The 9,696-nt window shown below is 68.0% G+C and carries 11 protein-coding genes and 1 pseudogene; 1 reads left to right on the plus strand and 11 read right to left on the minus strand.

Features of this window, described 5'->3' with window-relative positions; all coding sequences use genetic code 11:
• The 11 genes from AC1D01_RS10385 to flgB all read right to left on the minus strand — a co-directional run.
• A partial coding sequence (locus AC1D01_RS10385) for a flagellin N-terminal helical domain-containing protein (protein ID WP_477865964.1) occupies positions 1-157 on the minus strand: 157 nt, incomplete at its 3' end.
• A 17-nt stretch (positions 158-174) separates the two neighbouring features.
• Positions 175-2,142, minus strand: coding sequence for a flagellar hook-associated protein FlgK (gene flgK, locus AC1D01_RS10390; RefSeq protein ID WP_477865956.1), 1,968 nt, complete (start codon positions 2,140-2,142; stop codon positions 175-177).
• A gap of 16 nt (positions 2,143-2,158) precedes the next feature.
• Positions 2,159-3,052 (minus strand): flagellar assembly peptidoglycan hydrolase FlgJ, encoded by an 894-nt coding sequence (gene flgJ / locus AC1D01_RS10395; RefSeq protein ID WP_477865957.1) that lies wholly within the window; start codon positions 3,050-3,052, stop codon positions 2,159-2,161.
• Positions 3,052-4,194, minus strand: a complete 1,143-nt coding sequence (locus AC1D01_RS10400) for a flagellar basal body P-ring protein FlgI (RefSeq protein WP_477865958.1) — start codon at positions 4,192-4,194, stop codon at positions 3,052-3,054. The genes flgJ and AC1D01_RS10400 overlap by 1 nt, the downstream gene beginning before the upstream one ends.
• A 42-nt stretch (positions 4,195-4,236) precedes the next feature.
• Positions 4,237-4,905 carry a flagellar basal body L-ring protein FlgH gene (locus tag AC1D01_RS10405; protein ID WP_477865959.1) on the minus strand — a complete coding sequence of 223 codons (669 nt, stop codon included), beginning with the start codon at positions 4,903-4,905 and terminating at the stop codon, positions 4,237-4,239.
• 8 nt (positions 4,906-4,913) lie between these two features.
• Positions 4,914-5,696, minus strand: coding sequence for a flagellar basal-body rod protein FlgG (gene flgG / locus AC1D01_RS10410; protein WP_477865960.1), 783 nt, complete (start codon positions 5,694-5,696; stop codon positions 4,914-4,916).
• 29 nt (positions 5,697-5,725) lie between these two features.
• The gene (gene flgF, locus AC1D01_RS10415; protein ID WP_477865961.1) at positions 5,726-6,457 is read right to left on the minus strand and encodes a flagellar basal-body rod protein FlgF; all 732 of its coding nucleotides are present in this window, start codon (positions 6,455-6,457) and stop codon (positions 5,726-5,728) included.
• 22 nt (positions 6,458-6,479) lie between these two features.
• Entirely contained in the window at positions 6,480-7,742 is a 1,263-nt protein-coding gene (flgE, locus tag AC1D01_RS10420) for a flagellar hook protein FlgE (protein ID WP_047500526.1), read from the minus strand.
• Positions 7,743-7,752: 10 nt separating this feature from the next.
• A complete protein-coding gene (locus tag AC1D01_RS10425) occupies positions 7,753-8,406 on the minus strand; it encodes a flagellar hook assembly protein FlgD (protein WP_477865962.1) in 654 nt (217 codons plus the stop codon).
• A 40-nt stretch (positions 8,407-8,446) separates the two neighbouring features.
• Positions 8,447-8,869: a flagellar basal body rod protein FlgC gene (gene flgC / locus AC1D01_RS10430; protein ID WP_047500521.1), complete on the minus strand. Its 423-nt coding sequence runs from the start codon at positions 8,867-8,869 to the stop codon at positions 8,447-8,449.
• The gene (gene flgB / locus AC1D01_RS10435; RefSeq protein ID WP_477865963.1) at positions 8,869-9,282 is read right to left on the minus strand and encodes a flagellar basal body rod protein FlgB; all 414 of its coding nucleotides are present in this window, start codon (positions 9,280-9,282) and stop codon (positions 8,869-8,871) included. Before flgB ends, flgC begins: the two co-directional genes overlap by 1 nt.
• Positions 9,283-9,443: 161 nt before the next feature.
• Between flgB and AC1D01_RS10440 the strand changes: the two are divergent.
• A pseudogene (locus AC1D01_RS10440) lies at positions 9,444-9,696 on the plus strand (flagellar basal body P-ring formation chaperone FlgA); the annotation flags it as partial.

Genomic DNA, 9,696 nt, shown 5'->3' on the forward strand with positions numbered 1-9,696 from the left:
GCGCCCGCTCGGCGCGCGCGGCCGCGGCCGGGTCGTCGCTCGCGCGGTTGACGCGCTTGCCGGTGGTGAGCTGCTCCTGCGCCGAGCTCAGGTCGTCCTGGCGCTTCATCAGCTGCTGGAGCGAGGCGTCGTAGGAATTGGAGGTGCTGATGCGCATGGTGCCGGATTTCCTGGTCAGCCTGCCGCGGTCTGCAGCAGGGTGTCGAACACTTGCTGGGCGACCTGCAGCATCTTGGCTGCGGCCTGGTAGCTCTGCTGGTACTGGATCAGCTTGGCGGCCTCTTCGTCGAGGTTGACGCCCGACTTGTTGGCGCGCGCCGATTCGGCCTGCGACGCAGCGGAGTCGGAGATGCTGGCCGCCGTCTGCGCACTCTGCACGCGCACGCCGATGTCGGACAGCGCGCTCGCGTACGCATCGGTGATGGTCTTGCCCGGCGTGACCGAGCCATTGGCCGCCGTGCTGCCGCCGACGATGTTCTTCGTGCCGATGCCGACGAAGGCCAGCGCATTGCCGTTGTTCGCCTCGGTCGACGTGGTCGGCGCAACCGACAGCGTGTCGCCGCTCTTCGGCACGCCGTTGAGCTTCAGCTCGAAGCCGTTCAGTGCGATCGGCGAGCCGGCCGTCCAGGTGCCGGTGCCGGTGGAGACCTGCGCGCCGGTCGAGTCGAGCAGCTCCCAGCTGTAGTCGCCGGTGTCGGACGTGAAGCTGACGTTCGCCGTCAGCGTGCGGTCCAGCGAGGTGCTCACCGCGGCCAGCGAGCCGAGCGTCGCCGTGCCCTTGTTGGTCGCCGTGAAGGTCGCGGTCACCGGCGAGGCCGCGGCGATGCCGTTCGGGTCGCTCAGCACCGCGCGCATGTCCTTGGCCGCGTTGCCCACCGGCTGCAGCAGCGTGCGATCGCCGGCCACCGAGGTGCCGGCCGTCATCTGGATCGTCATGCCGTCGACCGTGACGCCGGTGGCCATCTGCGCCGCACTGAACGGGCTGCCGACCGCGGCCGTGTTGTCCGACAGCCGCGTCAGCGAGTAGTTGGTGCCGTCGAACTGCAGCTCGTAGTCGCTCGCCTGCACCTGCGTGGTGTCGGTCAGCGTGACGCCGAAGGCCGCGTCGCCCGCATTGCTCGCGGCCGGCAGCGAGCGCGGCGCGCCCACCGCGTACAGCGGCGATCCGGGGCCGGCCGGCTTGCCCATGTCGAGGCCGAGCGATTGCTGCTGGTTGACCGCGCCGCTGATCGCCGCGGCCATCTGGCCGAGCAGGTTGCGCGCGTCGACCAGGTCGTCGTTCTGGAAGCGCAGCATGCCGGAGATCGAACCGTCGGACAGCGCATCCTGCGGGATCATCGACGACAAGCCGCTGCCCACGCTGATGCCGAGCTGCACCTTCGACGGGTCATACGGGTCGGCCACCGTCGTCAGCTTGTTCGCGTTGGCGCCCAGCACCAGCGCCTGGCCGCCGCCGACGAACACGCCGATGCTGCCGTTGTCGGCCTTGATCGTCGTCACGCCGACGAAACCGCTGATCTGGCTGATCAGGTTGTCGCGCTTGTCCAGCAGGTCGTTCGGCGGCTGGCCGGTGCCGTTCAGCGCCTGGATCTGCTCGTTCAGCTTGCCCACCTGCTGGGCCAGGCTGTTGACGGTGTCGACCGAGCTCTTGATGTCCTGCGAGATGCCGGTCTGCAGGCTCTGCAGCTGCTCGCCGGCCGCGGCGAACTTGTCGGCCAGCTCCTTCGCGCGGGCGATCACCACCTGGCGCGCCGATGAATCGGCCGGCTGGTTGGCGACATCGACGAACGCGTTCAGCAGCTCGCCGGCCGAGTAGCCGACGCCCGATTTGCCGGTGCCGAACACCGCCTCGACCTGCTTGAGCTGCTCGGCGCGCGCGGCGTCGCCGGCGGCGGTGGCCTTGGTGGCCGAGGCCTGCGTCGTCAGGAAGCTGTTGTACGAGCGCGTGACCGAGCTCACGTTGACGCCCTTGCCGAAGAAGCCGGCCCCGGTGAACTGGCCCTTCGCGGTCTCCAGCACCACCTGCTGGCGCGAGTAGCCCTCGGTGTTGGCGTTCGCGATGTTGTTGCCGGTGGCCTGCAGCGCCGCGTAGTTGGCGAACATCGCCCGCGTGCCGATGCCCAATAGTGCCGAAGAACTCATGCGTCGTGTCCTTCGCTTACGCGGTGGCACGCTGCAGGCGCAGCGTCGTGTTGATCATGTTGGTCAGCTTCTTCGCGTACTCGGGGTCGGTTGCGTACCCCGCGCGCTGCAGCCCGTTCGCGAAGCCCTGGGCCGAACTGCCCGCCGAGACCACCTTCGCGTAGCGCGGGTTGTCCTTCATCAGCTTCGCGTAGTCCTTGAACGATTCCTCGTAGCTGCCGTAGGCGCGGAACTTGGCCTGCACCTTGCGCGACTGGCCGTTGACGACCTCGGTGGTCGTGACGGTCGTCGTCGGGCCGGTCCAGTCCTTGCCGGCCTTGATGCCGAACAGGTTGAACGAGCTGCTGCCGTCGGAATTCCTGATCTCGTGCCGGCCCCAGCCGGATTCGTGCGCCGCCTGCGCGACCATGAAGGTCGCCGGGATGCCGGTCTCGGCCTCGGCCGCCTTGGCGGCGCCGTCGTGCAGCTTCAGGAAGCCCATCTGGCGCTCCTTCCCCTGCAGCGAGGTCGGCAGCGGCGCGGTGCCGCTCTGGCCGGTGGCCGCCACGGTCTGCGCCGAGGCGCTGTCCTTCGCCATGTTGGCCAGCGGCTCGCCGAGCTGGCGCTCCAGGTGCCTGGCGATCATCTCCGACAGCCCGCCCGGGCGGCCGCTCAGCGATTGCGCGAACTGCGTGTCCAGCAGCTCGGTGCCCATCTGCGTGCCGGAGTTCTCGAGCATCCCCGAGCTCAGCGTCGCCTGCCGCATGCTCTTCATCAGCTGCTGCATGAAGATGCCTTCGAACTGCTTCGCGGTCTCCTTGATCGCGGCCTTCGGGTCCTTCGATGCCGCATAGCGCAGCCCGTCGACGCCCTGGGTGTCGCTTGCCAGGCGCTGGCTCGGCAGGCCGGAGGGGGGCAGGTTGATCGCCATCAGATCACCTCGAGTTCTGCGTTGAGGGCACCGGCGCTCTTCATCGCCTGCAGGATCGCCAGCAGGTCCATCGGCGTCGCGCCGAGCGCGGAGAGCGCCTTCACCACGTCGGCCAGCTTCGCGCTCGCCGGCAGCTGGATCAGCGCGCCGGCCTCCTGCTTGATCGTGATGTCGGCCTTTTCCTTCGCGACGGTGGTGCCGCCGCTGGACAGCGGGGACGGCTGGCTGATCACCGGCGTCGTGCTGATCGTCACCGACAGGTTGCCGTGCGCGACCGCGCAGGCGCTGAGCGTGACGGTCTGGTTCATCACGACCGAGCCGGTGCGCGCATTGATCACCACCTTGGCGGCCGGTGCGGCCAGCTCCAGCGGCAGGTTCTCGATGTCGGCCAGGAAGCCGACGCGCGCATCGGGCGAGGCCGGCATGCGCACGCGCACGACGCGGCCGTCGATCGCGTGGGCGGTGTCGGCACCCATCTTCGCGTTGATGGTGCGCGCCACTTCGCGCGCGGTGCTGAAGTCGCTGGCGTTCAGGTCCAGCTGCAGGAACTCGCCCTGGTTCAGCGGCGTGGCGACCGCGCGTTCGACGGTGGCGCCTTCGGGCACGCGGCCGGCGCTCAGGTGGTTGATCTGCACCTTCGAGCCGGCGGCCGAGGCGCCGGCTCCGCCGACGATCAGGTTGCCCTGCGCGAGCGCGTAGATCTGGCCGTCGGCGCCCTTCAGCGGCGTGGCGATCAGCGTGCCGCCGCGCAGCGACTTGGCGTTGCCCATCGACGAGACGTTGATGTCGATCGTCTGGCCCGGCTGCGCGAACGGCGGCAGCTGCGCCGTCACCATCACCGCGGCGACGTTCTTGACCTGCATCGTGGTGCCCGGCGGCACGGTGACGCCCATCTGCTGCAGCAGCGCGTTCAGGCTCTGCTGCGTGAAGGGGGTGGAGGTGGTCTGGTCGCCGGTGCCGTCGAKGCCGACGACCAGCCCGTAGCCGACCAGCTGGTTGGTGCGCACGCCCTGGACGGCGGCGACTTCCTTGATGCGGGCTGCCTGCGAGGACAGCGGCCACCACAGCGCGGCGCTGGCTGCGACGACCGTCAGGCTGATCAGCAGTCGCAGGATTTTTTCGGTGGCAGTGAAGGCTTGCATGGTCGGTTCATCCCCAGAGGATGGAACCGATTCTGCGGAAACTTAAATGGGCAGAACGTTCAAAAAGAACCGCCCGAGCCAGCCTATTCCATTCGCATCGGCCTGCGCGCCGCGGCCGCGGTGCTCGATGCGCACGTTGGCGATCTGCGCCGACGCGACGCTGTTGCCCGGCTGGATCGCCCGCGGGTCGACCTGGCCCGAGAAACGCAGCACGTCGACGTTCTGGTTCACGCCGATCTGCTTCTCGCCGGCCACCACCAGGTGGCCGTTGGACAGGACTTCCGTCACGGTCGCGGTGATCGTGCCGGAGAAATCGTTGGTGTTCTCGGTGCTGCCCTTGCCGGCGAAGGTGTTCGCCGAATTGCCGGCCGCGTTGGAGCGCAGCAGCGCATTCGGGTTGACCAGCGGCACCGCGCTGACGCCGGCGGCGACCGAGCCGCTCTTGTCGATGGTGCTGGTGCTCTTCTGGCTGGCCGAGACCTTTTCCACGATCTGCACCGTCAGCGTGTCGCCGACGAGCCGGGCGCGGTAGTCCTCGAACAGCGGCCGGTACTGGCCGGACTGGAAGATCGAGCCGTTGTTCACCGCCGGTGCCGCGATCGCCTCGGGCCGCGCGCGCGTCGGCTCGGCCACGTCGACCTTGGGCAGCGGATAGAGCGTGCTGCAGCCGGCGAGCAGGGCCGGCGCGGCCAGGAGGGCAAATCGCTTCATGACGTTGTTCAGAGTTGGCTCAGTTTCTGGAGCATCTGGTCGGAGGTGGTGATCGCCTTCGAGTTCAGCTCGTAGGCGCGCTGGGTCTGGATCATCGCGACCAGCTCCTCGACCGGGTTGACGTTCGAGGTCTCGACGAAACCCTGCTGGATCAGGCCCAGCCCGTTCAGCCCCGGCGTGCCGACGTTCGGCGTGCCCGAGGCCGCGGTCTCGGTGAACAGGTTCTGGCCCTTCGGCTCGAGGCCGGCCGGGTTGATGAAGTTCGYCAGCTGCAGCTGGCCCACCGTCTGCGGCGCGGTCTGGCCGGGCACCGTGACGGTGACGGTGCCGTCGTTGCCGATGCTCACGCTCTGCGCGTTGGCCGGGATCGTGATGCCGGGCTGCACGGTGTAGCCGTTGTTCGTCACCAGCTTGCCGGTCGCGTCGACCTGGAACGAGCCGTCGCGCGAGTAGGCGTTGGTGCCGTCGGGCATCTGGATCTCGAAGAAGCCGCTGCCGCGCACCGCCACGTCCAGCGTGTTGCCGCTCTGCTGCAGGTTGCCCTGGCTGAAGCTGCGCGAGGTCGCGACCGCGCGCGTGCCCAGGCCCACCTGGTAGCCGGTGGGCAGCGTGGTCTGCTCGCTGCTGTTGGAGCCGGCCTGGCGCAGGTTCTGGTACATCAGGTCCTCGAACACCACGTGCGACTTCTTGTAGCCGTTGGTGGCCGAGTTGGCGAGGTTGTGCGAGATGGCGTCCAGCTGGGCCTGCTGGGCCTCCATGCCGGACTTGGCAGTCCACAAAGAATTCAACATGGTGGTGTTCCTTCAGGTTCCGTTGCGGATCAATTCAGCGACAGCAGCTGCGCGGCGGCCTTCTCGTCGCCCTCCGCGGTCTGCAGCATCTTCATCTGCGACTCGAACTGGCGCGCCGCGGCGATCATCGACACCATGGTCTCGATCGGGCTGACGTTCGAGCCTTCGAGCGCGCCGTCCTGCACGCGGGCATTCGGGTCGGCCTGCAGGTCGCCGGCGGTGGCGCGGAACAGGCCGTCGGTGCCGCGTTCGAGCGGCGTCTCGTCGGTCGCGGTCACCAGCTTCAGCTTGCCGACCGGGGTGATCTTGCCGTTGGTGCCCTTGGCGCTGACGGTGCCGTCGGCGCCGATCGAGATCTCGCTGTTGGCCGGCACCTGGATCGGGCCGCCGTCGCCGAGGATCGGCAGGCCGCTGCGCGTGGTCAGCGTGCCGTCGGCGGTGATGTCGAGCGAGCCGCCGCGGGTGTAGCCCTCGGTGCCGTCGAGCGCCTGCACCGACAGCCAGCTGTTGCCCTTCACCGCGACATCGAGGTTGCGGCCGGTCGCGGTGACCGGGCCGGGCGTCGCGTCGTAGCCGGGCGTGGTCTCGAGCGCATAGACGCGGGTGCTGGCGCCGCTGCCGAGCACCGGCACCGCGCGGAACGCGGCCAGCTCGGACTTGAAGCCCGGCGTCGACGCGTTCGCGAGGTTGTGCGACAGCGTGTCCTGCCGCTGCATCATGGCCTTCGCCCCAGACATCGACAGATAGATCATCCGGTCCATGACGGCTCCTCAGGTGTGTCGATCAGCGCAGGTTGACCAGCGTCTGCAACACCTGGTCCTGCGTCTTGATGGTCTGCGCGTTGGCCTGGTAGGTGCGTTGCGCGGTCATCATGTTGACGAGCTCGGCGGTCAGGTCGACGTTCGATTCCTCGAGCGCACCCGACTGCAGCACGCCCATGTTGCCTTCCGACGGAACGCCCAGGATGGGATCGCCCGACTCGTAGCTGCGCGACCAGTTGTTGCCGCCGAGCGGCTTCAGGCCCTGCGTGTTGCGGAAGTTCGCGAGCTCCATCTGGCCGGCCGGCTTGGACTGGCCGTTCGAATACGTCGCCATCACGATGCCGTTGTCCTCGATCGACAGGCCCGACAGCTGGCCCGGCGCGTAGCCGTCCTGCTTCAGGTCGGTCACGCCGAAGCCGGCGCCGTACTGCGTGGCGCTCGTCAGGTCGAGCTGCACGCCGGTGATGGCCAGCGTCTCGGCACCGGCGGCATTGGTCGTCGCCGGGATGTCCAGCGTGATGGCCCCGGCCGGCGCGGTCGGGTTGCCGCCGTTGGTCGGGAACTGCATCGTCGTCACCGGGGCCGGGTCGCCGGCGCCGTCGACCGCCAGCGAGGTGCCGTTGGCCGTCACGTAGACGTTCCACTGGTCGGTGCCGGCCTTCTGGAAGTAATAGGTCAGCGCAACGTCCTGGCCCTTCGCGTCGTAGACGGTCAGCGAGGTGGCGTTGTTGTAGGTCTTCGCGTCCGACAGGTTGATCTGCGGCGTGGTCGCCGGCAGCGTGGTGGCGGCACGCGAATCGAGGTTCATCTCGAGCGTGATGTTCTTCGTCGCGGCGGGGTCGATGCCGGCGGTCGGCAGTTGCAGCGGCACGGCCTGGCCGGGCTGGATGGTGCCGGTGCCGTCGGCCTTGTAGCCCATCAGCTTGAGCCCGCCGTTGCTGACGATGTAGCCGTCCTTGTTGACCTGGAACTGGCCGTTGCGCGAGTACACCGTGGTGCCGTTGTCGTTCAGCTGGAAGAAACCCGAGCCGTTGATCGCGACGTCGAGCGAGCTCTCGGTGGTGGTGATGCTGCCCTGCGTGAACTGCTGCGTCACCGCCGCCAGGTTCACGCCGATGCCGATGTTGTTCGCACCCGAGCCGTTCATCGCGGCGGCGTACATGTCGCCGAACTCGGCGCGCGAGGCCTTGGCGCCGAAGGTGTTGGCGTTGGCGACGTTGTTGCCGATGACTTCGAGGTTCTTGCTCGAAGCGTTCAGACCGGAGAGACCTTGCTGGAAGCCCATGGTGGTGTCCTTAGTTGAATGCCTTGACCTGGTCGTAGGTGACGCCGCCGGCCTTCTCGAGGTCCAGCACCAGGGTGTTGTTGGCCGTGCTGATGGCGTTGACCTTGTCACGCATCAGTGCGGTGCTCTTGAGGGTGGTGGCCCCGCTCATGGCCGTGACCTTGAAGGTGATGCCGCTGGTGTTGTCGTAGGCGCCGGCGTCCCAGTCGAAGGTGTTCATCCCGCTGCTCTGCGCACCGAGGTTCAGCGTCTGCAGCGTCTGGCCGGCGGCGTTCTGGATCTCGACCTTCACGTTGTCGGCGGCGGCGTCGATCTGGAAGCCGCCCGTGCCGACCTTGTCGGCGATGTCCATCTTGTTGCCCGGCACGATCACCTCGCGGCCGACCAGCGAGGCGCCCTGCACCGCCTGCATCTGCAGGAACTGGGTCGACAGGCCGCCCACCGTGCCGTTGAGCTTCTCGATGCCGCTCACGGTGTTGATCTGCGCGATCTGGCTGGTGACCTGCGCGTTGTCCATCGGGTTCAGCGGGTCCTGGTTCTGCATCTGCGCGACCAGCAGCTTCAGGAAGCGCTCCGAGCTCTCGGCCGCGGTGGTGGCGCTCGTGTCGCTGGACGACTTGGTGTTCAGCGCGGCGTAGTTGTTGGTGACGGTGTCGACGGCCATGGGGTGCTTTCTGGTTCAGTGAGTGCGAGGAGCGAGGGGCTCACTGCCCCATCTGCAGCGTCTTCATCAGCAGGGTCTTGGCGGTGTTCATCACCTCGACGTTGTTCTGGTACGAGCGCGAGGCCGAGATCATGTTGACCATCTCCTCGACCGCGTTCACGTTGCTGTAGGTGACGTAGCCCTCGGCATCGGCCTGCGGGTGCTTCGGGTCGTGCACCTTGCGGCCGGGGGTCTGGTCCTCGGAGATCGTGCTCACCTTGACGCCGGCCGATGCGGCGGCGCCGGCCTGGCCGAGCTGGCCCATCATTTCGGTCTGGAACGTGACCTGCCGTGCCTTGTAGGCCTGGCCATCGGGCCCGGCGACGGTGTCGACGTTCGCGAGGTTCGACGCGACCACGTTCAGGCGCTGCGACTGCGCGCTGACCGCGCTGCCGGAGACGTTGAAGATCTGGAACATGCTCATCATTGCCCCTTGATCGCTTCGAGCATCGTGCGCACGTTCGAATTGATGAAGCGAAGCGTCGCTTCGTAGTGCACCGAGTTGTCGGCGAAGTTGGCGCGCTCGCGGTCCATGTCGACCGTGTTGCGGTCGAGGTTGGTCTGGCTGGCGGTCGCGTACAGCAGGTTCGATTCGGCGCGCGCGCCGGTCAGGCCGCTCTCGATGCCGATGTGGCCGGCCTGCGTGGTCTTCGGCACCGCCGCGCCCTGCTGGCTGCCGGTGGCCTCGCGCAGCGCCTGGGCGAAGTCCATGTCGCGGGCCACGTAGCCCGGCGTGTCGGCGTTCGCGATGTTGCCGGCGATCAGACGCTGGCGCTCCGAGCGCAGCGCAAGCGCCTGGCCCTGGAAGTCGAGCGAATTGGTCAGGTTGTTCAGCATGGCGGCGTGTCCTTTCGGTCCGCGGCGTCGGTCGGTGCCGAGGCCATGGGCGATGTGAAAGGATTGTGGGCAGCGCCTCCTGAAACATAAGCGGGAATAGCGGCCGGTTTGTCCGCCATTTCGGTGCCTTGACCGGCACGCACCCCTCCTACAGTCGAGGCGTGAACCAAGCCCCTGCCCTTGTTGCCTTCGTCGTTGCCGCGACGGCCCTTGCTGCTTCCGCAGCGGAGCCGACGGCGGCCGCGTCCCCGCTCGAGCAGCAGGCGCTCTCGTTCGTGCAGGCTCAACTTGGCAACAGCGTGGGCAACAGCGCCCTGCCCGGCCGCGTCGAGATCGTCGCCGGTCCGCTGGACGCCCGGCTGCGCCTCGCACCCTGCCAGCAGGTCCAGGCTTATCTGACACCCAACACCCGGC

The sequence above is a fragment of the Rhizobacter sp. P3_B12 genome (assembly GCF_056402895.1).